This is a genomic window from Sorangium aterium (genome assembly GCF_028368935.1).
Lineage (GTDB): Bacteria > Myxococcota_A > Polyangia > Polyangiales > Polyangiaceae > Sorangium > Sorangium atrum.
The window spans coordinates 51,800-74,770 of the sequence record NZ_JAQNDK010000004.1; the positions used below are offsets into that span (position 1 = coordinate 51,800).

Genomic DNA, 22,971 nt, shown 5'->3' on the forward strand with positions numbered 1-22,971 from the left:
TAGCCCGTCCGCGATCGCGGCTCGACGGTTCTTCGCCCGGTCGACGCGGCGTGCCCGGGAGTCGCCTCCTCGCGCACGAGCAGCTCGGCGGCGAGGACCTCGCGCGCGTCGCCCGGCGCGCGCTGCGATTTTGCAGGTTCGTGGTCGACCGCGGCGAGAAGGCGCTACCGTTCGGGTCGTGATCGTGCGATCGACCTCTGCCGTGCGCCGCGGCGCTGCGGCGCTCCTGGCCATCGTCCTCGGCCTGAGCGCGGGCGCCCTGGGCTGCAAATCGCCTGGCGCGCCGTCCGACGCCGGCGCCTCGGCGATGAGCCCCGTGCCCGCGCCGGCGGGGCTCATCGCCGAGGCGTTCCTCCCGACGCCGGACGCCACGTGGGCCAAGGCGCGCGCCCTCGTCGGCGGCTCGGCGGCGCTCCTCCCGAGCAGCGCCGGCGCCCTTGCCGCGTCGCTGTTCGGCCTGCCCATCACCGTCGCGTCCGAGATCGACGGCGCGGTGCCGGTGCTCGGCGCCGCCGTGGAGGCCGCGGACGGGGCGCGCCCGCGGGCCGCGCTCGGCATCCACGTGAAGGACGGGGGGCGCTTCATCGACCAGCTCACGCGAGGCGAGGGGGCGCGCTTCCGCGCGAAGCCCGACGCGGCGACCGCCATCGCGCTGCTCGAGCCGCTCCAGGGGGCGAGCCCGGTGGCCCTCGGCGTCCTCGGCAACTACCTGCTCGTCGCGGAGACGCCCGGGGACCTGATCTCCCTGGGCCCCTACGTCGCGCGGACGATGCCTCAAGCGCAGGTGCCGAAGGAGGATCTCGCGGTCGAGCTCCCGAGGGCCGCGCTCGAGGGCCCGGTGCTCAAGGCGGCGCGGAGCGCCTGGGACAAGGCGCGCGGCCCCGACGGCGCGCCGCGCGCCACCGCGGTGCCGCTCGGCCCGATGATCGAGGGCGCGCTCGCGATGCTCGGCGATCTCGAGCGAGCGCGCCTCACGCTGGTGCTGGACGAGGACGCGCACCTGCGCGTCTCCGGAACGCCGAAGGCAGGGGGCGGCCCGGCGTCGAAGGCGTCGGCCGATCTCGCCGTCGGCGACGTGAAGCCGCTGCTCGATCTGCCCGCCGACTCGCTCGTCGGGATCCTCGTCCGCGATCGGGCCGCGACGCGCGCCGAGAACGTGCCCAGGCTCGTCGACGCCCTCGCTGGGCTCGTCGAGGGCGACCTCCCGGCCGCGGAGCGGGAGCGGCTCGGCGCCGCGATCCGCGCGGCGTCGGACGCGCGCGGCGACTGGTTCGCCGGCGGGCTCCGCTTCGACGGCGCGGGTCCCACGGCGTTCGTGCGCGCCGCCGTGGGCGACCGGGCCAAGCTCGAGGCCTCCATCCAGGATCTGCTCGGGACCGCGGAGCTCCCGCCGTTCAAGGCCGCGCTGCAGCGCGAGGGGCTCCGGGTCTCCGCGGGCAAGGCGGCGCTTCCGCTGCTCGACGGCGACGTGCGGCGGGTGCGGTTCGAGCGGACCGCCGGCGTGAGCGCGCCCCCTGGCGCCGGAGGGGCGCAGGCGCGCAAGGGCCCGCAGGGAGTGGGGCCGCAGGGCGGGACGCAGGGCGCGGGGCCGCAGGGCGGGAAGGGCGGGCCCGCCGCGCAGGGAGCGTCGCTTCCGCCGTCGTCGATCGAGCTGCTCTACCTGGTCCGCGACGACGGCCTCTTCGCGGCCGTCGGCAACGATCCGGGCGCGGGGCTCCGCGGCGTGGTCGCCGCGCTCCAGGGAGAGCGCCTCGGCGAGGTCCCGTCCATGAAGAAGGCGCTGGCGCCGCTCGGCTCGGACATCGCGTTCGCGCTGGTGGTCGAGCCGCTGCGGCTCGTCGCGAGCCGCCTTGGCCAGCCGGGCGCGGGCGACACCGCGCCCGTGGTGATCGCCGCCGGCGCCGCGCCCGAGAGCGCCGGCTCACCCGCCGCGTTCTGGGCGCGCGCCGACATCGCCGCCGCGGCGCTCCGGGAGCTCGCCCGGCTCGGAGGCGCCTTTTGACGAGCGCGGCACGCGCGCGAGCGCTCGTCATCGGCGGGCTCCAGGCGTTCCTGCTCGCGCTCCCCGCGGGGTGCACGACGAAGGGAGGCGCGGACTGGGTCCACGACGGCTCGAGCGAGCCGCAGATCGCGCGCGGAGGCGGCGGGTGGCTCCACGAGCCCTCCCCGGACGACGGCGATCGCGACCGGGGCGCCAGCGCCGCTGTCGACGGCGCGCAGGGCGAGGCGCCGGGCGCGGCGCAGGCCGATCTGGGCGGCGCCGCGGGCGAGGGCGACCCCGTGATCCTCGTGCGCGAGCACGGCCGGCCCGCGCGCGCGACGCCGGCGCCGCAGGCCGTGCCGGCGCCGGTGCCACAGGTGGCGCCGGGGCTCGCGCCCGGGATGTTCCGGAACACCTACTACGACTTCCCGAGCGAGGGCGGAGGGCCGAAGGATGCGGTCCTCTACGACGCCGCCTGCGCGGCGCTCGCGAGCGTCCCGCGCGCGTTCCACGACCAGGTCTGCGTCCAGGGCAGCGGCCGGCTCGCTTCGGGTGACACGGTAAGCTTCGCGCGGCGCGGCTGCGCATGCGCCGATGTCTGCCCGCGCACCGGCCAGCAGGTCTGCTTCGAGCGGCTCGATCCGCGGCGGTTCCCGTATGGCCGCGGCGCGACCGGGCGCCCGATCACGCCGCTGCGCACGGTCGCGGTCGACTCGAGCGTCATTCCGCTCGGCACGTCCCTCTTCGTGCCCGAGCTCGTCGGGCTGCCGCTCCCGGGCGGGGGCCGACACGACGGCTGCTTCGTCGCCGAGGATCGCGGCATCAAGGTCGTCGGACGGCAGATCGACGTCTTCACCGGCGATCCTGCGGTCACCGCGCGCCTCAACGCGATCTTTGCCTCCAACCGCGGCGTGCGTGTGGTGCTCGAGGACGCCCGGTGCCGCGCGCTCGGGCGCCCTGCCGGGCCGTCCTAGCTCCGCGCACCGGCGGTCCCGCCGGGGATCTCCGGAAGCGGATTCGAGCACGCCGTGGACCTCGCGCATCGAGCCGCCCTCCGCCCATCGGTGTTCCGAGCCCCCAGCGCGGATGGTCATCACGTGCCGGGCACGCGGCTCGGCGGCTCTGGCGGCGGTGGTGCGCCGGCGGGCTTCCGTCTCGGCCGCCAGCGGCAGGGCCCCCAGCGCCGCCCTTCGAGACGAGCCGAGCCATGGCGCGCCGCCCTCCGCGGCGCGTGTTCCTCTGCTCCTGATCAAACCGCGCCGTGCGCGGCTTCGCTACGTCGCTGTCTCAGCGCAGCCGCAGCGCCGCCAGCGCCACGCCGCACAAGACCCCCAGCACGAAGAGCACCGCGCCGATCAGCGCCAGGCGCGAGCTGCGCCGCTCGGTCTCGCCCTTGTCCGGCACCGCGCTGACCCATGCCGCGTCGTCCGCCTCCTGCGTGGTGGCTCGCTCCTCGGCGGCCCACTGCTCCACCTGGCTCGCCAGCCGCACGAGCAGCGCCTCCATCCGGGGGTCCTCGACCCCGTAGATCTCCATGACCCGGCGGGCACGCTTCTCCGCATGCCGCTGCTTCTCCGCCTCAGGCGTCGTCGCGCACCACACCGGATCCATCCACGGATCGAGCGAGGCTGCCGGGTCCGCCAGCAGCCGGGCGCGGATATACTTCGGTGTGTTCATGGGCGGTCCTCCTCCACACGGCGTCTGCGACGCAAAATCCCAGCAGAGCCCAGCACTTCCCGGCGCGCCGGCGCTCTCCGACGGACCGCCGGGCGCGGCGCTGCCGCCGTCGCCGGCCGTGCCCGGAGTGAACTGTACCGCCGGCGCGTCGCCCGGGGCCGCCGCATGGGCGATGCCTGCTGCGCGGCCGCCTCGACCGCCAGCGCCGGGGCCTCCGTCTCCACGACCGCCTCGACCACCATCGCAGCCAGGAATTGAGCCCGGTCCTCGCACGTCGTCACGCCGGGGTCGCCGCCTCGCACGAAGCCCCCGATCACCTCGACCCCCACCCCGATCGTCACGCTCTCCGCGAACGTGCCGCTCGCGCACGCAAGCACCCGCTTGCCGTTCGCGTTGGCGATCGCTTCCCCGAGCGACGCGCAGGGCCTCGCCCTGGTGCCGTATCGGCCGGCGGCCAGCCCTCGTAATCCCGGCCGGCGCCGCCCGTGCGGCGCTCCCTCGCATCCCTGGGCCGGACTTCCGGCGGGCGGAACGAGCTACCGTGCCAGCGTCGCCCTGCACCCGCCCGGCGCCAGGAAACGGTAAGGTGCACTGCCGGCTCGCCGAAATCCGGAACCTCGTGCGGGCGGGGAGGTGATACGATTTCCCGCCTTCCGGTGGCCGAATGACCTCACGTGGCGTCCTCCCCGAGTCCGTCATCCCTCCGCCCTCGGAAGTCACGGACGCGCCGGACGAGAAGCAGCGGGCGCGCGCCCGCCTCGGGATGACCGTCAAGAACAAGTGGCGGATCGACTCGCTCCTCGGCGTGGGCGGCATGGCCTCCGTGTACGCCGCAACGCACCACCGGAACGGCTCGCGCGCCGCGCTGAAGATCCTGCACGCCGAGTTCGCGCGCGACGTCGGCATCCGCGAGCGGTTCCTGCGCGAGGGCTACGTCGCCAACAAGATCGATCACCCCGGCCGGGTCGCGATCCTCGACGACGACATCACCGAGCAGGACGAGCCGTTCCTCGTGATGGAGCTGCTCGACGGGGAGACCGTCCAGCAGCTCTGGAAGCGCAAGAGCCGGAAGCTCCCCGTCGCCGAGGCGCTCTGGATCGCGGGGGAGGTGCTCCTCACGCTCGAGAGCTTCCACGCGGAAGGCATCGTCCACCGCGACCTGAAGCCCGCGAACATCTTCATCACGAAGGACAACGTGGTGAAGCTGCTCGACTTCGGCGTGGCGAGGATGCGCGGCGCGCCCGGCGACAAGACGAAGGCGGGCACGGCGCTCGGTACCCCGTCGTTCATGGCGCCCGAGCAGGCGATGGGCCTCACCGAGGGGGTCGACGGGCGGGCGGATCTCTTCTCGATCGGCGCGACCCTGTACGCCGTGCTCAGCGGGCAGCGCCTCCACCAGGGGCGCTCGGACAACGAGGCGTTCATCCTCGCCGCGACGACGCCGGCGCCGTCGCTCGCGCGGATCGCGCCCGAGCTGCCCGCCTCGGTCATCGGCCTCGTCGACAAGGCGCTCGCCTGGGACAAGCGCAACCGCTTCGAGTCGGCCGCGCAGATGCGGCAGGAGGTGCTGCGCGTCCTCGAGGAGGTCGGCGCGTCCGTGCCCCGCCGCTCCTCGCCGACGAGCACGAGGCGCCCCCCGCCGGACGACTCGCCCACGGCCGTCGGGATGCGGGCGGCGGAGGAGCCCGCGCCTCAGGACGAGCCGGGCGAGGCGGAGCCGGACGACCCTGCGGTCACGCGGCTGACCGAGGTGTTCCGCCGCATGGAGCGGCTGCTCCCGGCGGTGCGTCACTACGGCTTTCGCCATCCGGACGCGGACAACAAGCTCCGCGCGACCTTCCAGGCGATCGTGGAGGCGCTGCGCGCTGACGGGACCCTCGTCCACTGGACGCTGACGCCGTACGCCTTCGAGCATCGCCGGCGGACGGTGTGGGAGCCGCAGCACCCGCTCGACCTCGTCCCGTACAACCTCTTCGCGGCCGGCGTGCGGCGCGTCCAGCTGCTCCCCGGCATCACGGAGGACGAGCTGCGCGCCCTCTGCGAGGTGCTGCTGCTCGATCCGCTGCGCGACCTCGCCCCCGAGGACGACGTCGCGGCCGCCCTGTGGGAGCGCCGCCTCGAGCACGTGCGCTACGACGTGGTGAGCGTCTTCGTCGAGGGGGACGCGGCCGACCGCGAGCAGTTCTGGCACGAGGCCGACGACCTCGAGGGCATGGCCCGGCGCGCCGCCGAGGAGAAGGCGAACCGCGCCGAGGCGGCCGCGATGGTCATCGACACCGACGCCGCCGCGCTGCGGGCCGCGCGCCGCGCCGCGAGCGCGCTCGCGCTCGACCCGGTCGCGCAGCGCGCGCTCGGCACGCAGCTCGTCATGAGCCCGGATCGCTGGAGCGAGCGCTTCGTCGAGGTCGTGGCCGACGCCTTCCTGAACGCCAGGCGGTACAAGGACGTCGAGCTCGTGACCGAGCCGATGGCCGCCTCGGCGCGCGATCTCATCCTGGCGCGCCGCTTCGAGGTGCTCTTCGGGATGCACGACGCGATCGAAAAGGCCCTCGACGCGCTCGCGCCCAAGCAGCAGGGGGGCGCGCTCGCGACGGAGCTCGCCCGGGGGATGTTCCCGCCCGACACGATGCGGCTGCTCCTCCGCGAGGCGACGCGCGTCGTCATGACGGCCGCCCCCGGCGGCGCGGCGCAGCCCGCCCCCGTCGACCTCGATCTGGTCGCGCAGCGGCTCGCGCCCATCCTGCACAAGCTCGGCAGCGAGACCCTGCCCGTCGCGATGGAGGTCGTGGGGCACACCGGCCACGAGGCGCTGCGCCGCGCGCTGCTCGGCCACGTCGAGCGGACGCTGCCCGGGCACGAGGAGGGGGTCGTGGACGCGCTCATGACGCTGGATCTCGACGTGGCCCGCCCGATCCTCAAGATGTTCGCCGCGTCGCGGACGCAGGGCGCCCTGGGCGCGCTGAAGCGGCTCTCTGGGTGCGCGAACGCGGCGCTCCGCTGCGAGGCGATCGCGCACCTCGCGACGAGCCCCGAGCAGATCCGGGACGAGCTGCTCTCGCTCGCCGAGTCGGCGCCGCCCGACGTGCGCGTCGCGGCGCTCCGCACGCTGGCGCACCACCAGGTCCGCGCGGCCGGCCCGCTGCTCGTCCGCCGCGTGCAGGACAGCTCGTTCCACCAGCTCACGCTCGACGAGCGGCGCGAGTTCCTCGGCGCGCTCTACACGCTCAACCCGGCGCGCGGCGAGTCGGTCGCCGTCGAGCTGCTCCAGCGGCACGGCCTCCTCGCGGACGACGCGGCGGAGCAGACACGCTGCCTCTCGGCGGAGCTGCTCGGCCGCGAGGCGCGCTCGCAGGAGGCGCTCGACGCGGCGCTCGCCGCCACGAAGCGGCGGCCCTGGAACAGCCAGGCGCTGCGCGACGCCGCGGGCGCCGCCGCCGAGGCCATCGCCGCGCGGCTCGGCAAGCGGATCTCGACCGCCGGGGAGGTCCCGTGATGGCGCCCCAGGTCGACGTCATCAGCCAGAACGTGTCGGAGAACATCCGCCGCGAGCAGGCGCGCGATCTCGCCGCCAGCGTCGTGCAGGCCCTCTTCCGGCTGGTGAAGCTCTCGACGCTGCACGCGATCGACAACCAGGCCATGGTGCGGCAGGTCGAGGAGACGGTCTCGCTGGTCCAGGACTTCGGCCAGCGCTCCGGCCACAACGTCTCGATCCTGTTCACCCGCGGGTCGGTGTTCGTCTCCGGGCAGCTGCTCAAGGCGAACCGCGCCGTCTACGAGGGCGCGCTCGAGCTCGGCGAGGTCCTGAGCCGCTGCGGCTACTCCGAGATCGGCGTCGCCAAGGACGTCCGCGCGAGCGATCTCTACGCGCTGGCCTCCGCGCTCGCCGAGGCGCTCCGCAGCAGCAAGCCGGCGCTCGCCGACCGCCCGGCGCCGCGCGTCCGCCTGCGCGCCGTGGACGAGGCCGTGCTCCGCCGCGAGGTGGCGATCGATCGCGAGGGCGACGAGACCTCCGCGATCGTGCGCACCTACGCGACGGCGATCGTGATGATCCGCCGGTTCTACGACGACCTGCGGCACGGCCGGTACACCCTGCGGCAGGGCGTCAAGCGCATCACCCAGCGCCTCGTCGACCTGTCTTCGAACGAGACGCCGGCCTTCCTGGGCGTCACCGCGCTGCGCAACCAGAACCACGACGACGCCGGGCGCGCCGTGAACACGGCGATCCTGAGCCTCGCGATGGCGCGGCAGATCACGAGCGACGTCGTCCTGCTCCAGCGGCTCTCGATGGCGGCGCTGCTCTTCGACATCGCCCGGCCGCGCCTCACGGGCGCCGCGACGAGCGGCTCCGGCGGGCTCGTCCCGCAGCTGAGCGAGCAGCAGGAGGCGGACGTCCCGGCGGGCACGGCGGTCGTGCTGACCGCGCTCGGCCTCGTGAACGAGCCCAGCGTGATGCGCACCGTCGTGGCCTACGAGGCGCACTGGGTGCGCCGCCAGCCGGCGCTCGGCCCTGTCTACCGCGGCCTCCGCCAGCCGACGCTCCAGGCGCGGATCCTCGCGACCGCCCGCGCCTTCAACGACCTCCTGACGGCGGCTCCGGGCCAGGCGCCGCTCTCCGCCGACGAGGCCATCGCCAAGCTCGAGCAGGAGGCGGCCGATCCGGCGGACCGCACGGTGCTGCGGCTGCTCGTGGGCGCGCTCGGCATCTTTCCGACCGGCACGCTCGTGGAGCTCTCGACCGGGGAGGTCGCGCTCGTCGTGCAGACGCCGGCGCACCCGGCCCGGTACTCGCAGCCGCGCGTCCGGCTGGTCCTCGACGCCTCCGGCGGCCCCATCCCGCGCGCGCTCGAGGTCGATCTCGCCGAGCGGCCTCGCCAGGGCGAGCCGCCGCGGCACATCCGCCGGATCGTCGCGACGAGCGACGACCCCGCCGCCGCGTCGATGCGCGCCCACGCGGCGATCCAGGAGGCGCCGCAGGTGTCGCTCCGCTCGCCGGCGCTCGCGGCGGAGTCGCCGCCGATCCGCACCGCGCCGGCGTCGCCGCTCGGCAACCTGCGCATGCCGCCGCAGCAGCAGATCACGCGGCCCTCGTCGCCCACGCTGCCGATGACCAACGCGCCGGCGAGCCGGAGGACGCAGCCGCGGGCCAGCGACGCCGCCCGCGGGCCGGCCTCGCCGCCCGAGGCCACGTTCGGGGGGCTGCCCGGCGACGGCGCGGACGCCAGGATGCTCGCGGATCTGCCGCCTGCGCCGTCCGGCAGGCTCTCTCCGACCTTGCGGCCAGGGCGCACGACGGCGCGCTGGCCCGATCCACCGCATCTGGAGCCCGCCTCGGTGGCGGACCCGCACTCGCCCGCCCCGGGCGCTCATGGAGAGGAGTCGTGGTCGGTGCAGACAGACAGCGATCCGGACGAGGTCCCCGAGGAGAGCGCGCGGCCGCCTTCGGTGCGAACCCGCGGCTGGGGAGATCCGCCGCAGCGGCGCGAGCGCAACCCGGTGTCTGATCTGCCGCCATCGGCGATGGCCGGTCCGATCGCCGTGCTCTCGTTGCCGGGCGACCCGCCGACCGCGGAGGGCACGCTCGCGCGCACGCCGCTCGTCCACCTCCTCGTGTACATGCTCGACCGGCGCCTCACCGGCACGACGTGCTTCATCAACCCCGAGGGCGTCCGCCACGGCATCTTCTTCAGCGACGGCGTGCCGGCCAAGATCTGGACCGGGACGATCATCGCCCCGCTCGATCGGGTGATCCTCGATCTCGGCCTCCTGGACGAGGCGACGCTCCGGGAGACGCTCCGGGACATCACCAAGCGACGGGTGCTGCATGGCCGGCTGCTCGTCTCCCGGGGCCTGCTCGACAGGGAGACGGTGTTCGGCGTGCTGCGCGAGCAGCTCGTGCGCAAGCTGGTCGCGCTCTACGATCTCCCGCCCGAGACGCGTTACGCCTACTACGACGCCCAGAACCTGCTGTCGTCCTACGGCGGTCCGGATCTCATCGGGTGCGAGCCCCTCGCGGTGATCATGGCGGGCGTCCGGCTCCACGCCGACGATCCGCTGATCGACACGACCCTGGACCGGATCCAGAACCGGCAGCTCGGGCTCCACGTCGAGGCCGAGATGAAGCGGTTCCAGCTCCATCGCGACGAGGCGGCCATCGTGGATCTCCTGCGGATGCGGCGCATGACGCTGGCCGAGCTGCTCGCCTCGGGGGTCGCGCAGGAGCGCGTGGTGCGCCTGATGATCTATGCGCTCGCGATCACGCGGCACCTCGATCTCGGCGCGCCGGGCCGGCGCCCTGTCGGGGTCGGCGGTCCCGCCGGGCCCGGCCGGGAGCGGGCCGCCGGCACGCCAGCGGCCGACGCGGCGCCAGCGCCCCAGCGCGAGCCGTCCGGCGCGGCGGCGCGCTCGCCGCGCCCTGCCGCGGGCTCGACGATGCCTGGTCCACGCCCGGCGCGCGGCGAGGCCGACGGCCGCGCACCGCTGCGGCAGCCCGACGACGTCGCGGCGCCGTCCAGCAGGCGCGCTGGGGCCCCGGTCGCTCCGCGCCGCTCCACGGCGCCGCCTCCGGCCGCGGCGCCGGAGGCCGCGTCCTGGAGCGGCGCGCCGACCCCGAGCCCGGCGGCGCCCTTCGACCCGCGCGCGTCCGGCGGTGATCCGGGCGGCGGTTACCGCGGCGTGGACCCCAAGGCGCTGAGGCCGCCTCCTGCGCCGACCTTCACCACCGCCCGCGTTCAGCCGCCGCCCCCGCAGGCGCCCACCGTCAAGATGGCGGCGGTCGGCCCGGAGGTCAGGGCCGCGCGCGGGGCAGGGCGCGCCGAGGCGGCGTCGCCCGTGCCGCCGGCGCGCGCCGCGGAGCCAGCCAAGCCGCAGGGAGCGGCGGCGCTCGCGCCCGATCTCCCGCCGCTGCCGCGCGCCGCGCCGAACCCCGAGCTCGCCGCGCGCCGCGCCGAGATCGAGGCGCGCGCCGCGTCGATCGACGGCGAGAGCTTCTTCGAGATGCTCGGCGTCGCGGAGGACGCCCCTCCGGAGCGCGTCCAGAGCGCCTATTTCGCGCTCGCCAAGCGGTGGCACCCCGACCGGACGCCGGCGGAGCTCCAGGACGTCAAGCCGCTCGTCGCGCGCGTGTTCGCCCGCATCAGCGAGGCCTACCAGACGCTGAGCGATCCGAAGCGGCGCGCCGAGTACCAGAGCGCGCCGAAGGAGGCCCCGCCCCCCGCCGAGGACGAGCAGAAGATCGCCCGCGCCGTCGACGCCGCGCTCGAGTTCCAGAAGGCCGAGATCCTGCTCAAGAAGAACGACCTCGCGGGCGCCGAGGCCCGCGCGCGGCGCGCGCTCAACGCCGACCCGGAGCAGCCCGAGTACATGACGTTGCTCGTCTGGATCCAGGCGCAGCGGCGCGGCGACCCGCCTGTGCTCGCGGAGGGGGCCACCAGCGCGCACTACGACGACCTGATCCAGACGCTGGATGCCGTCCTGGAGAGGGAGCCTCGCTACGAGCGGGCGCTCTTCTACCGCGGCATGCTCCTCAAGCGCTCGGGGAGGATCGACAAGGCGATCGGCGATTTCCGCCTGGCGGCGGAGCTCAACCCGAAGAACCTCGACGCCATCCGCGAGGTCCGCTTGCAGGAGATGCGGAGCCGCACGACCACCGATCCGACGCCCGCGGGCGGCCTCCTCGGCAAGTTCTGGAAGCGCTGACGCGCGTCAGCGCACGCGCTTCAGCGCGCTGCCGCGGGCACCGCGCCGAGCGACCGCAGCGCGCGGCAGACCGTCTCGTCGCGGCAGGGCCCTATCCGCCCGGCGTGCGCCGGCCAGGGCACGTCGCGCACGCGGTGCAGATCGCGCACGTCGGGGCCTCGCCACGGGCCTAGCGCCCGGTCCACGCGCGCCTCGCGCTCGCTCGTCGCCGGCAGCGAGAGCTGCACCTGCGGCACGATGCCCACCTTCTGCACCGGCGCGCCGTCGGGGAGCGCGTAGAGGAGCGTCGTGAGCCGCAGCACGCCGACGTGGGCGTCGTCGTCGAGGTACTCCTGAGCGCACCCCTTGCCGTACGTCCGATCGCCGATGATCACGCCGCGCCGGTAGCTGCCGATCGCGCCGGCGATCATCTCCGCCGCGCTCGCGGAGTCGCCGTCGACGAGCACCGCGAGCGGCCCGCTCCACCCGCGCTCCTCCGGGACGTCGGGCGAGCGCTCCACCTCGACGCCGCCGTCGCGGCGCCGCATCGGGAACAGCGGTACACCCGGCAGGAACAGCGCCAGCGCGGCGATCGCGCCGTCGGTCGAGCCGCCGCCGTTGGCGCGCACGTCCAGCATCACGCCCCGCGTGTCGCCCTGCGCGCGCGCGCGGAGGAGCGCCGCCGCGACCCGATCCCCGAGGTCGTCGGGCACGTCGGGGATGGCGATCACCGCGACCTTGCCGTCCCCGTAGCGCACAAGATCGAGCGGCAGCTCGGAGGGCGCCGCCTCGGGCGGCTGGGGTCCGACCGGGTGCGGCGCCACGGTCAGCTCGAGCGGCGCCGCGGCCCCGCGCCGCAGCAGCGCCACGCGGGCGGTCGTCCCGGGGTGCACGTCGGACAGCACGGCGAGCTGCTCGGCCTGCTCGACGCTCATGCCGGAGATCGGCAGATCCTGGATCCGGATCACAACGTCTCCGTCCTCGAGCGGCGCGAGCGCGCCGCGGTCGATGCGCACCCCGATCGCGGTGCGCGTCATCTCCTGCCAGAGCCGGGCCGGCGGGTGCGCCTCGAGGTCGAGATCGTAGATGGAGACCTCCTCCTCGAGCGGCGCCCAGGCGCCGTGCGCGTCCAGCTGGGGCACGTAGGCGCGGACCGCGGCGGCGATCACCGTGCGCGCCCAGCCGTCCTCGCTCATCGAGGGCGCCGCGCGCTCGCGCACGGCGTCGGCGTACCGGGCGAGCGGCTCCCCGAGGTGCGCGCGCAGCCCGCCGACCTCCCGGCCGAGCTTGCGCGCGAGGTCCCGGGCGCTGCGCGTCACCTCGCCGTCCTCGAACGGCGCCGACGAGACCAGCTCCCACGCCGCGGCGTGGGTCGCGGGCGGGCTGGCCAGGCCGCGCCTGTAGCCCTCGTCGAAGAGCCTATCGAGCTCGCGCGACCACCGGGCGAGCTCCTGGCCGACGCGCAGCGCCGCCGCGCACGGCCCGCTGCCAACGGGCGCCTGCAGCTCGTCCAGGAGCGCGGCGGCCTCCCGCCGCAGCGAGGCGCCCACGGGCGCGTCGGGGGCGACCGACCACAGCCCGTGCGGATCCAGCCAGTCGGAGGTCGCTTCGGCAAACTTTGCGGGATCGACGCGGAGCGGCGGAGCGGCCAGCGTGGTGCGGGCCTGGGCGACGATGGCGCGGGCCTGCTCGCAGTCGAGCGACGTCGGCGCTCCGCTCGGCACCGCCATGCCGCGGTCGAGGGCGTTCGGGTCACATCCGACGCCGTCGATCTCCTCGTCGTCCGGCGCGACGGTGTGGAGCAAGGGCTGCGCGAGCCCGCGCCGCGCCCTCGCGAGGGGGATCTCCGCCTCGCGCGACAGCAGGGCGAGCGTCGCCAGGCTTGCGGCGATGCACGCGACGGAGCCCGCGACGCGCGTCCTCACTGCTCCCCGGATATCACGATGCGGCGCGCGGGGGCAGGGGCGACCGCGGCCGCGTGCGCGCGGAGAGCGAGCGCGCGCGCCGCGCGGGCGGCGCCGTCGCCCGCGGCCTGGGGACACTGCGCGCACCTCGTCCGCCTCGTTCGCCGCTCGTGCGCCGTGGATCTGGGCTCAGCGCTGCGCATCCGTGCTCCTCCGCTTTCCCGCAAAGCTTTCGCTTCCGTCGGTGGATCCGAACACGTTGCGCATTCCAGCGCAAAAAAAGGCGATTTCCTAGGGTTTATCCCGGCATCACGCCTGCATCTGCCCCGGTGCCGCCCGCCGGCTCGCAGGGGCTCGCAAGCCCTCCTTGATCGGCGCGCGCGGTGGAGAGCGGAGAGATCATGAGCGCCACCTGGGATCGTGCGGCATTCTCGGCTTATCGTACAGAGCTCGCGAACTACGCCACCCTGAGCCCGGACGCCGAGCGGGAGCTCGCGCTCCGCTGGCGAGCAGGTGACCGGGACGCTGGCCGGCGCCTCATCGAGGCGTGCCTGCCCTTCGTGATGACGATCGCTCTCGAGTACCGCCGCTGGGGGCTGCCGATGGAGGACATCGTGCAGGAGGGGAACATCGGCCTCCTGAAGGCCGCGGAGCGCTTCGATCCGGACCGCGGCTGCCGCCTGGCGACCTACGCGGCCTACTGGATCCGGGCGGAGATCCGCGAGCACGTGGCGCGGGGGTACCGGATCGTGCGCCTCGGGTCGTCGAAGAGCGAGCGGCGCGCGCTGCGCATCTACCGCAAGACGCACGAGAAGGACCCGGCGGTGCTCGCGGAGCTGAGCGGCCTGTCGGAGGAGCGGGCGGCCGAGCTGCTGCCGCTGCTCATGGCGCGCGACGTCAGCCTGGAGCGCTCTCCGACCGAGGACGGCATAGCTCCGGTGGAGCGGCTCGCGTCGAGCGGGCACACGCCGGAGGAGGAGGCCTGCGCCGCCGACGAGCGCGCGCAGCTCTCGCGCGCGCTGCTCCAGGTCGTGAACGAGCTGTCGCCCCGCGAGCGCTCCATCATGAACCAGCGCTGGCTGACGGACAGCCCCGTGACGCTCGAGCAGCTCGGCGCCGACTTCGGCGTCAGCAAGGAGCGCGTGCGGCAGATCGAGGAGCGCGCGAAGAAGCGGATGCGCGCGCGCATCGAAGAGATCACCCGCGAGCCGATGGCCAAGAGCGCCTGAGGCGCCTGTGGCAGCGAGACGCGGCGCGCTCCAGCGCCGCATCTGGCCGCGCACTGCTCCTTGCCGCCTCGAGCCGGAGGCGGCGCCCTAGATCTCGATGACCGTGCCTTCGCGCGCGGCGATGGTGTTCGGGAAGAGCTCGCGGGCGCGCATCTCCTTCTCGCGCACCATCGCGTCGGTCTGGTTGGGGTCGTGGTGGTGCAGGACGAGCTGCTTGGCGCCCGCCGCCTTCGCGAGCTCGCAGCCCGCGACGAACGTGGCGTGACCCCAGCCCGTCTTCGGGCCGCCGCCCACCTCGCCCGCGTACTCCTCGGGCGTGTACATCGCGTCGAAGATCAGCACGTCGGCGCCCATCGCGAGCTTCTTCAGCTTCGGATCCACGATCGCGTAGTGCTCGGAGTCGGTGATGTACACGACGACCTTGCCCTCGTGCTCGACGCGGTACGCGTAGACGCCGTTCGGGTGGTTGCCGCGCGCGTTGGTCACGCGAACATCGTCGTTCGGGCCGATCGTGACCACCTCGCCCTCGTAGAGGTCGCGGAAGGTCATCGCCGCGCCCATCTCCGTGAGGTGCACCGGGAAGCTCGGGTAGTCCATCTGCCCGGCCAGCGTCTCCTCGAGCGTCCGGGAGACGTTGAGGCCACCGTAGAGATGGATCTTGTTCCCGCGCACGAACGCCGGCGTGAAGAACGGGAAGCCCTGGATGTGATCCCAGTGCACATGACTGAAGAACATCCAGGCTTCGAAGGGCATCTCCTTGACCAGATCCTGGCCGAGGAGACGGAGCCCCGTCCCGCCATCGAGGATGACCAGCGTTTCACCGGCACGGATCTCATAGCAGCTCGTGTTGCCGCCAACTTCGACCGTGCCTGCACCGGGCGTGGGGATGCTTCCGCGAACCCCCCACATCTTGATCCGCATCCTGCCTCGCTCGCTGAACCCCGCCCGTTTCAAGGTAGAGCTATTAGATTCCGAGCGCGGGCAGCGTCAAGCCGCCTGGTGCACCGGGAGCAAGGAAGGTCGCAGACGTGGAGACCTGGCCGGGGGAGCAGGGCCAAGGCGCCAATGTAGTCAGAGGATAGGTCGCGGCCCGGCGGCAGGCCGCTCCCGCCTCTGGAGGGCGGGAGCGCGCGGCGGCTGGGCGGAGGCGCGGGCGGCGGGGAAGAGGCGGTGGCGGCAGGGCAGAGGCGAGGCGGGGGCGGCGGGGCAGAGGCGGTGGCGGCGGGGCGGGGGCGCAGGGGGCGGTCCCAGGTCGGCCCGAGGGCGGCGCAGGCATGGCAGCGGCACGGCCCGCGGACGGCGGCGGGAGGGCAGGACGATCGAGCGCAGCGGGCACGCGAAGGCCGCGGCCGATGGGCTATGGTCGGTCGCATGCCGCTCCACGCGGACGCCATCGTCGTCCTCGGCTGCAGGGTGTTTCCGTCGGGACGCCCAGCGGCCCCCGGCGCGCGCCGCGCGGCGCGCGCCGCAGAGGCCTACCGCGACGGCGTCGCGCCGTGGGTGATCGCCAGCGGCGGGCGCCGCTGGGGCGCGCAGATCGAGGCGCGCGTGCTCTCCGCCGAGCTGCGGCGCGCCGGCGTCCCGGCGCACGCGATTCTGCAGGATCTCTGGTCGCTGACGACGCACGAGAACGCGATCTTCAGCGCGGCCCTCCTGCGCCGCGTGGGCGCGCGGCGCGCGGCGATCGTCACCTGCTCCTGGCACATGGCCAGGGCTCTCCAGAACTTCCACGACGTCGGGATCGACGCTTGCGGGCTGCCGGCGTCGCGCGTGGGCGAGCCGGCAGTTGCGCGCGCGTGGCAGCGCGGTCACGAGGTGATCTCGATGTGGCTCGACGCGCGCGCGATGCGCCGCAGGCGGATCCTCAGCGAGAGCGCCGCCTGGCTGCTCGACACCGCTCGTCAGGGTGAACCGTGATCATGCCGAGAAGGCGCTCCTCTCCTCTCCTCGTCCTCGCGCTGCTCCTCTCCCTCTCCGCCTGCACCGGGCAGCCGGCGCCGGGCGCCGCGCCCGACGCGGGGAGCTCCGCGGCGGCGCCGGCCGCCAGCGCCGGGGCGGCGGAGCGGCGGGGCGCCCTCCTCGCGGCCGAGCAGCGCCGCGCCGCCCTGGAGGTGAGCCCCGCGGACCAGCAGAGCCGCGACGTCGGCGTGCGGCGCGCCGCCGCGCGGGCCCTCGCGCGCATCGGCGGAGAAGCGGCGTGGCCTGGGCTCGCGCGGGCCCTCGCCGACGAGGACGACGAGATCGTCGCGTGGGCCGCCTACGGCCTCGGGTTCTCGTGCAAGGAGCGCGAGGCCGAGACGGTCTCGGCGCTCGTCGCGCGCGCCCTCGCCCGCGATGCCCGCCCGAGCCCCGCGGGCGCGTCGAGCGCCGCTGCGCCCGCGGCGGCGTCGAGCGGCGGCGCGCCCGCGGCGGCGTCGAGCGGCGGCGCGCCCGCGGCGGCGCCGCTGCTCGACGCGGGCGGCGCGATCGCCCGCGCCATCGGGCGGTGCGGCGCGGAGGCGTCGGAGCCGACGCTGGTCGCGTGGCTCGACGGCCCGCGCGAGCGCGCGATCCACGCAGCGTACGCGCTCGGCGATCTCGCCGCGATCAAGCTCAAGCTGCGCGAGGAGACGCTCGTCGCGCTGCTCAACCTCGCCTCGGGGAGCGCGGCGAGCCCGCCGGTCCCCGAGGCGCTCTACCCGATCGGGCGGCTCGAGCACGTCCCGCTCACGGTCATCCCCCGCATCCGCGACGTCGCGACCGCGCGGCTCGCGGAGGCCTCCGATGCGCGGCTCTTCGCGGTGCGCGCGCTCGGCCGGGCAGGGGAGGCGGCCGCCTCCGAGCTCGCGCGCGTGCTCTCCGCGAAGGGCGTGTTCACCGCGAGCGAGCGCGCCGAGGCCGCGCGCGCCCTCAAGCGGCTCGGCCCGCCGGGCCAGCGCGCCCTCGCCGACGCGGTCGCCGCGCTCGCCCCGAGCGCGGACCCGATCGCGCTCACGGGCCTCGTGAGCGAGGACTTCGGCGTGCTGCTCACCGCGCTCGACGCGCTCGGATCTGCGGGCGCCGCGCGCAAGGCGCTCCGCGATCTCGCCGCCCTCCCGCCGCCGCCGAGCGCGCCCGCGGCGATCCTCCGCCGCGTCGCGTGGCTCCGCTGCGGCGCCGCCAGGCTCCTCGCGGGCGGGGACTACCGCGATCCGCTGCTCCTCGGCTGTGACGTCACGGCGCCGGCGGAGCCGGGGAGCAAGCCGGACGCAGGCGCGCCGGTGCGCGGCTCGATCGGCGCCCGGGCGGTCGTCGAGGTGATCGGCCGCGACGCCATCACGGGCGCGCGGCTCGCCGCGTTCCGCGCGTACGCCGCGTCGGGCGAGCTGCGCGCGCGGGAGGCCGCGATCGAGCTCATCGCCGCGCATGAAGAGATCGCCGGCGCGCCCGACCTGCTCGCGAAGGCGCTCGCCGCGGAGGAGCCGGGCCTCGTCGCCGCCGCGGCGGAGGTCATCGCGCGGCAGCCGCAGCGCGCGTCGGAGGCGCCGGGGCAGGGGAAGCGCAAGCGCAGGAAGCGGAGCGACGAGAAGGACGCTCCCGCTGCGGTGACGTCGCCGGCGATCGAGGGCGCGCTGCTCTCGATCCTCGACCGCCCGGGCGCGCGCGACGATCCGGAGCTGATCGGCGCGGTCGTCGACGCGGTCGGGGCGCTGGCGCTCAAGCCGGCGGAGGCTCGCCTGGAGCAGCTCTGCCGATCGAGCCACCCCACGACGCGGGCGCGCGCCGGAACGGCGCTCGGCGTGCTCAGGGGCCGCAAGATCGCGTGCGACGCCGGTCTGCCGGGGGACGCGGGCGGGGCGGGGCGGCCGGCCGTCGCGCCGCCGGTCGGCGAGGTGCCGGCCGAGGCCTCCGCGCTCGTGCGCGCGCCCGCGGCGCTGATCTTCGACACGGACGCCGGCGAGCTCACGATGACGCTCGACCCTGCGCTCGCGCCGGTCGCGGTGACCCGCTTCGTCGACCTCGCGCGCTCCGGCTATTACGACGGCAAGATCGTCCACCGCGTGGTGCCCGGCTTCGTCACCCAGTTCGGCGCGCCGTTCGGCGACGGCGCCGGAGGTCCGCCCGGCAGGCCGGCGCTTCGCTGCGAGACGTCGCCGGTCGCGTTCGAGCCGCTCCGGGTCGGCGTCGCGCTCGCCGGCCGCGACACCGGATCGAGCCAGCTCTTCGTGATGCACGCGCGCGCGCCGCACCTCGACGGCCAGTACGCGGCCGTCGGCGTCGCCGCCGGGCCGTGGGCTGCGCTCGCGGATGGGGACGTCATCCGGAGCGTGAAGGTGCGGGACTGATCGCGGTCGGCGCGTTGCGCGCGCGTCCTGTGACGACCTTGGGCGCGCGGCGCCTGCGGCGTGCGCGCGGCGCACGACGCGCCTCACGCGGCGCGCTTCAAGGAGTGTGCGACATGCGCCACGCATCGCTCGTGTGCGGAGCGTGACGCGCGTGCGCGTGCAAACGTGAACGGCCGTGTCGCGGCGTGGCCCATCCATGTCGGTTGACAACCGCCCCCGACCGGCGCTCTACAGTTTAGCGTGGTCATTGCCTCCTTTCTGGCCGTCGCGGTGCTCGTGTACACCTACTTCGGGTACCCGATCGTTATCGGCATCCTGGCGCGCCTCTGGCCTGCGCAGCGGAAGGAGGATCCGCACTACGTCCCCACGGTGACGGCGTGCATTCCCGTCTTCAATGCGTCGTCGTATCTCCCGGCGAAGGTCGAGAGCCTCCTCGCGCTCGACTATCCGAAGGACAAGCTGGAGGTCCTGCTCTTCTCGGACGGCTCCACGGACGACACAGTGCTCGTGGCGCGACAGCTGGCCGAGCGCGATCCTCGGGTGAAGGTGATCGTCAGCGAGGCGCGCCGTGGCAAGCCGATCGGCGTGAACAAGATGCTCGAGGTCGCGACGGGCGAGGTGCTGTTGATGACGGACATCCGCCAGCCGCTCGTGCCCGGGGCGCTGCGCGCGCTCGTGCGGCTCCTGGCCGATCCGAACGCGGGCTGCGTCTCTGGCAACCTGGTGCTGAAGGGGTCGGCAGGGTCGGGGGCTTACTGGCGTTACGAGAACTGGATTCGCCTCCAGGAGGGTCGGTTCAGGAGCATGGTGGGCGTGACCGGTCCCATCTATGCGATCCGCCGCGCCGACATGAGCCAGCTCCCGGAGGGCGTCATCCTCGACGACATGTGGGTGCCGATGCGGCTCCGCCTCGAGGGGCGCTCGATCCTGTTTGCACCCGACGCGATCGCGTACGACGACGCGTTCGGCGACGAGCGCGAGTTCGGCCGCAAGGTGCGCACGCTGGCCGGCAATTATCAGCTCTTTTCGCTGCTCCCGGCGCTCCTCGTCCCGTTCAGGAACCCGTCCTGGTTCGAGATCTTCTCGCACAAGCTGCTCCGCCTCGTGTGCCCCTGGGCGCTCGCCGCGCTGCTGATCACGTCGACGGTCGCGTGGACGGGCGCCGAGATGAGCGGCGACGCCTCGTGGACGCTCTACGCGGCGCGCGCGCTGTTCGGCGGGCAGGTGGCCTTCTACCTGCTCGCGGCGCTCGGGGGCGCTGCGGGCAAGCTCGGCGCGCTCGCGCGGACGTTCGTGGTCCTGAACGCGGCGGCGGTGGTCGGCCTCTGGCGATACCTCCGCGGCTCGCAGAAGGTCACCTGGTAGCGCGGGGGCGCGCCGGGGTTACGGCTCCAGCAGGCCCACGAGCTCATGAACGGCGCGATGCGACCGCCTGAGGGAGAGCGACTCAGGGAGAAGCTGCTCTAGCCCGTCGGGCGGCCGCGACTGGAACCTGACCGGCGCGGGGAGGACGTCGAGCCCAGCGCGCTCGAACATGCGGATGGCGCGCGGCATGTGGAGCGCGCTTGTCACGACCACGACGGCGTCGGCCGACAGGCCGCGGGCGATCCGCGTGGAGTGGAGGGCGTTCTCTCGGGTATCGCGCGACTCGGTCTCCAGGATGATCTTCTTCCTGGGAACGCCGAGCTCCGCGAGCAGATCGGCCATGGCGCTGGCGAGCTCGGTGGGCGCGCTCCTGAGGTCCTTCCCCGAGACGATGATGTGGCCGAAGCCGTACTCGCGGTAGACGCGCACGGCGGCGAGGCCGCGCTCGAGGCCCTCCGCCGACTGCCGTTCCATGGGCGGCTCGCCGAACTCGTCGGCGTCGATGCCGGCGGTGAGGATGACGAGGACCCGCCGCTCGGGTGAGCTTCCGGCGAGCTCCGCGTGCAGGTCCCTCGGCACCGTGCTGATCCGGCCCGCGAGCGTGCTGGAGAGCCAGGGCGTGGAGAGGAGCCACAGCGCGAGCCAAGCGCTCCACGCGAGCGCCCGCCCGATCTTCGCCCCGCGTGTTCGGAAGCTCCAGTCGCTGCCGGAGAGCGCGAGGCCGACGCCGGCGGCGACGAGGAGCACGAGGAGGGGATCGACGAGGCGGGAGATGGGCAAGGCGATGCTCGCCGTGAGGCGCCGGGTACGCTCGATCTATGCAGGCGCCGGGGAGGTGATGCGAGCGAAAAAGGGGCCGTCTCCAGGTGAACGGCGGGACGGAATCGATCGGGGATCGCCCGCCCCGAGGCGATGCGTGCTCGCGGCGGCTCGTGGTGGAGCGAGGTTCAATGCCGCCGGTGTGTGCGCCGGCGCCTGGCTGCGGCCGCGAGGGCGAGCCCCGCGAGGCCCGCGGGGAGCCACCCGTTCGGGGCGTTGCCGGGCATCCTGCAGCCGCAGCCGCCGTCGTCGCCGGAGCGGCCCACGTTGCCGCCGGTCGAGCTGTCGCCGCCGGCGCCGTTGCCGCTGCTGTCGCTTCCGCCGGCGCCGTTGCCGCTGCTGGCGTTGACGGGCGGCTCTCCCAGATCGAGCGGCGCTTCCGCGTCATCGGCCGCGACGAGGATGGGCGGCGCCTCGCCGGTCTCCTCGTAGATGGCCAGGAGATCGTCTCCCGTCTCGTCCGTGCTGTTCGCGGACTGCAGGAACTCGATGTACTCCTTCGTCATCGACTGGTAGTACACGCGCGCCGAGAGCGTCTGTCTGCCGAAGGCGTCGGCCGGGACGGTGAGCGTGAAGCGCGCCTCGTCGTAGTTGCGGTATCCGCCGTTCCCATCGGTGAAGTCGACCTCCTGGGTCGGCTGGGTGGTCCGCGACGGGACGAAGCCCTTCGGCGGGATGCGCGTGTCGGAGATGATCATGTCGTGGCGCGCGAGGTGCTCCTCCTTCTCGCCCACGCCCGCATCGCTGTTCCACTTCCCGTGCACGGCCCGGTACTCGTGCGTGGGCGGCTCGTGCTGGATCTCCCCGGTCTCGGCGTCGTAGCCGCCGAGCAGCGGCCGTTCGACGCCGTTCTCGTCGACGAGGAACACGGCGATCCAGGCGCGCCGGCTCTCCGCGTAGCCTGTCGGGAACTTGTGACCGGCGAGGTTCTCGACCCGGACGGTGACGGCGATCTCCTCTCCGGGCGCTGCCTCCTGCGGGGCCTCGACGAGCGTGACCGAGGCGGCCGAGGCGAGGCTCTTGAGCGTACTGTCGAGCGCGAGCTGGAAGGAGTCGGCGTAGTCCGCGGCGCGCGCCGGGTCGGCCGCCATGACGGCCTGGATGCCCCAGTGGTTGCCGCCGACGAGGATGTGCGTGCGCGGATCGGTTCGAATCGGTCCGCGATCGCCGACAGGCACCTCGCCGGTCCTCCTCTGCATATGACAATCGACGCAGCTTTGAGCGCTCGATCCGCCATTGCGGAAGTCGCTGGAAGCCCACTCCTCGTAGGTCGTGTCGAGCGGAAACTCGATGTTGGTATCGCTTCCGTCCGCGTCCTTCAGCTTGATCTCCGGATTGGTGACCTGATGGCATTGGCCACAAAACGCGGATTCGGCGAGCTCGGGCGTCCTCTCTCCAGTGTGAGATTCAGAGACGACGTCCTCATAGGGGCCAGACACCATGGGCGTGGCCGTGAATCCGGCGACCGCGGGCGTGACGTCGAACACGAGCTGAGCATTGCCGATGATGTACGCGTCGTCAGCGCCTGGCGTCGTCAGCGCGCGATGACAAGCGCTGCAGCTGACCCCCTGGCCGTCGATGATCTTGCCGTCGACCGACGCCTCGGGGTCGAATCCAGAGCCGTCCGGGGGCGTCGCCCTCCCGTTCAGGAACCCGATGGGGGAGTGGCATCGCAGGCAGAAGGTCCCGACCCCCGGCGCGTCCTGGTTGGCAATCGCAAGAGCGGCCTTGAAGACGGGGTCGCGCCATGCGTTGGCCATCATGGTGCCTGCCCACGTGTCGGTGGGCATGTAATCCCGGTGCTCCTCGATCTCTGCTCGATGGCAGCCGGCGCAGCGCTCAGCGGTGCCCAGGTTGTTTGGCTGTGGCATCTCGTCGGGGCCCGTGCCCTGGAGGTCATCGATTCCAGCTGCTGCTTCGTGGCTCAGCAACCCGAGCGCGAGCGCCCAACCTACCGCCAGTCTCCGCGTCTTCTGCATGGCTCGAATCCAGATCTGGTAAGCTGCTCTTCGGAAAAT

Annotated in this window: 14 protein-coding genes; 9 read left to right on the forward strand and 5 right to left on the reverse strand. The window is 74.2% G+C overall.

From position 1 onward, the window contains the following. Positions 1-50: 50 nt before the first annotated feature. From POL72_RS31580 to POL72_RS31590, 3 genes are read left to right on the forward strand one after another with little or no spacing between them, the layout of a single operon-like run. Complete coding sequence (locus tag POL72_RS31580; RefSeq protein WP_272100123.1) at positions 51-182, forward strand: hypothetical protein; 132 nt, start codon at positions 51-53, stop codon at positions 180-182. Continuing rightward, positions 179-2,002 (forward strand): hypothetical protein, encoded by a 1,824-nt coding sequence (locus POL72_RS31585; RefSeq protein ID WP_272100125.1) that lies wholly within the window; start codon positions 179-181, stop codon positions 2,000-2,002. Before POL72_RS31580 ends, POL72_RS31585 begins: the two co-directional genes overlap by 4 nt. Then, complete coding sequence (locus POL72_RS31590; protein WP_272100127.1) at positions 1,999-2,955, forward strand: 3D domain-containing protein; 957 nt, start codon at positions 1,999-2,001, stop codon at positions 2,953-2,955. Before POL72_RS31585 ends, POL72_RS31590 begins: the two co-directional genes overlap by 4 nt. A gap of 313 nt (positions 2,956-3,268) precedes the next feature. Here the strand turns inward: POL72_RS31590 and POL72_RS31595 are convergent, their stop codons facing one another. Next, positions 3,269-3,658: a hypothetical protein gene (locus POL72_RS31595; protein WP_272100130.1), complete on the reverse strand. Its 390-nt coding sequence runs from the start codon at positions 3,656-3,658 to the stop codon at positions 3,269-3,271. Positions 3,659-4,322: 664 nt separating this feature from the next. On the opposite strand from POL72_RS31595, the gene POL72_RS31600 reads away from it, so the two are divergent. Together POL72_RS31600 and POL72_RS31605 are read left to right on the forward strand one after the other, a co-directional pair. Next, positions 4,323-7,151: a serine/threonine-protein kinase gene (locus POL72_RS31600; RefSeq protein ID WP_272100131.1), complete on the forward strand. Its 2,829-nt coding sequence runs from the start codon at positions 4,323-4,325 to the stop codon at positions 7,149-7,151. After that, on the forward strand, positions 7,151-11,353 hold the full coding sequence (locus POL72_RS31605) for a DnaJ domain-containing protein (protein WP_272100133.1): 4,203 nt from the start codon (positions 7,151-7,153) through the stop codon (positions 11,351-11,353). The genes POL72_RS31600 and POL72_RS31605 overlap by 1 nt, the downstream gene beginning before the upstream one ends. A gap of 20 nt (positions 11,354-11,373) precedes the next feature. On the opposite strand, the gene POL72_RS31610 is transcribed toward POL72_RS31605, so the two are convergent. Then, positions 11,374-13,257 carry a S41 family peptidase gene (locus POL72_RS31610; protein ID WP_272100136.1) on the reverse strand — a complete coding sequence of 628 codons (1,884 nt, stop codon included), beginning with the start codon at positions 13,255-13,257 and terminating at the stop codon, positions 11,374-11,376. Between the two features lie 380 nt (positions 13,258-13,637). Between POL72_RS31610 and POL72_RS31615 the strand changes: the two genes are divergently transcribed. Further along, complete coding sequence (locus POL72_RS31615) at positions 13,638-14,465, forward strand: sigma-70 family RNA polymerase sigma factor (RefSeq protein WP_272100138.1); 828 nt, start codon at positions 13,638-13,640, stop codon at positions 14,463-14,465. A gap of 87 nt (positions 14,466-14,552) precedes the next feature. On the opposite strand, the gene POL72_RS31620 is transcribed toward POL72_RS31615, so the two are convergent. Then, a complete protein-coding gene (locus tag POL72_RS31620; protein WP_061621449.1) occupies positions 14,553-15,386 on the reverse strand; it encodes an MBL fold metallo-hydrolase in 834 nt (277 codons plus the stop codon). Between the two features lie 450 nt (positions 15,387-15,836). On the opposite strand from POL72_RS31620, the gene POL72_RS31625 reads away from it, so the two are divergent. The 3 genes from POL72_RS31625 to POL72_RS31635 all read left to right on the forward strand — a co-directional run bounded on the left by POL72_RS31625 (position 15,837) and on the right by POL72_RS31635 (position 20,134). Further along, the gene (locus POL72_RS31625) at positions 15,837-16,382 is read left to right on the forward strand and encodes a YdcF family protein (RefSeq protein ID WP_272100143.1); all 546 of its coding nucleotides are present in this window, start codon (positions 15,837-15,839) and stop codon (positions 16,380-16,382) included. A gap of 2 nt (positions 16,383-16,384) precedes the next feature. Beyond that, on the forward strand, positions 16,385-18,769 hold the full coding sequence (locus POL72_RS31630; protein ID WP_272100145.1) for a peptidylprolyl isomerase: 2,385 nt from the start codon (positions 16,385-16,387) through the stop codon (positions 18,767-18,769). A gap of 240 nt (positions 18,770-19,009) precedes the next feature. Beyond that, positions 19,010-20,134 carry a glycosyltransferase family 2 protein gene (locus POL72_RS31635; protein WP_272100147.1) on the forward strand — a complete coding sequence of 375 codons (1,125 nt, stop codon included), beginning with the start codon at positions 19,010-19,012 and terminating at the stop codon, positions 20,132-20,134. A gap of 18 nt (positions 20,135-20,152) precedes the next feature. On the opposite strand, the gene POL72_RS31640 is transcribed toward POL72_RS31635, so the two are convergent. Together POL72_RS31640 and POL72_RS31645 are read right to left on the reverse strand one after the other, a co-directional pair. Further along, on the reverse strand, positions 20,153-20,914 hold the full coding sequence (locus POL72_RS31640; protein ID WP_272100149.1) for a YdcF family protein: 762 nt from the start codon (positions 20,912-20,914) through the stop codon (positions 20,153-20,155). Positions 20,915-21,081: 167 nt separating this feature from the next. Continuing rightward, positions 21,082-22,932 (reverse strand): MYXO-CTERM sorting domain-containing protein, encoded by a 1,851-nt coding sequence (locus POL72_RS31645; protein ID WP_272100150.1) that lies wholly within the window; start codon positions 22,930-22,932, stop codon positions 21,082-21,084. Positions 22,933-22,971: the final 39 nt, after the last annotated feature.

Coding starts and splice junctions, on each gene's coding strand:
- POL72_RS31595 (WP_272100130.1), bottom strand. CDS start 3,658: ATGAACACACCGAAGTATATCCGCGCCCGGCTGCTGGCGGACCCGGCA.
- POL72_RS31600 (WP_272100131.1), top strand. CDS start 4,323: ATGACCTCACGTGGCGTCCTCCCCGAGTCCGTCATCCCTCCGCCCTCG.
- POL72_RS31605 (WP_272100133.1), top strand. CDS start 7,151: ATGGCGCCCCAGGTCGACGTCATCAGCCAGAACGTGTCGGAGAACATC.
- POL72_RS31615 (WP_272100138.1), top strand. CDS start 13,638: ATGAGCGCCACCTGGGATCGTGCGGCATTCTCGGCTTATCGTACAGAG.
- POL72_RS31620 (WP_061621449.1), bottom strand. CDS start 15,386: ATGCGGATCAAGATGTGGGGGGTTCGCGGAAGCATCCCCACGCCCGGT.
- POL72_RS31625 (WP_272100143.1), top strand. CDS start 15,837: ATGCCGCTCCACGCGGACGCCATCGTCGTCCTCGGCTGCAGGGTGTTT.
- POL72_RS31630 (WP_272100145.1), top strand. CDS start 16,385: ATGCCGAGAAGGCGCTCCTCTCCTCTCCTCGTCCTCGCGCTGCTCCTC.
- POL72_RS31645 (WP_272100150.1), bottom strand. CDS start 22,932: ATGCAGAAGACGCGGAGACTGGCGGTAGGTTGGGCGCTCGCGCTCGGG.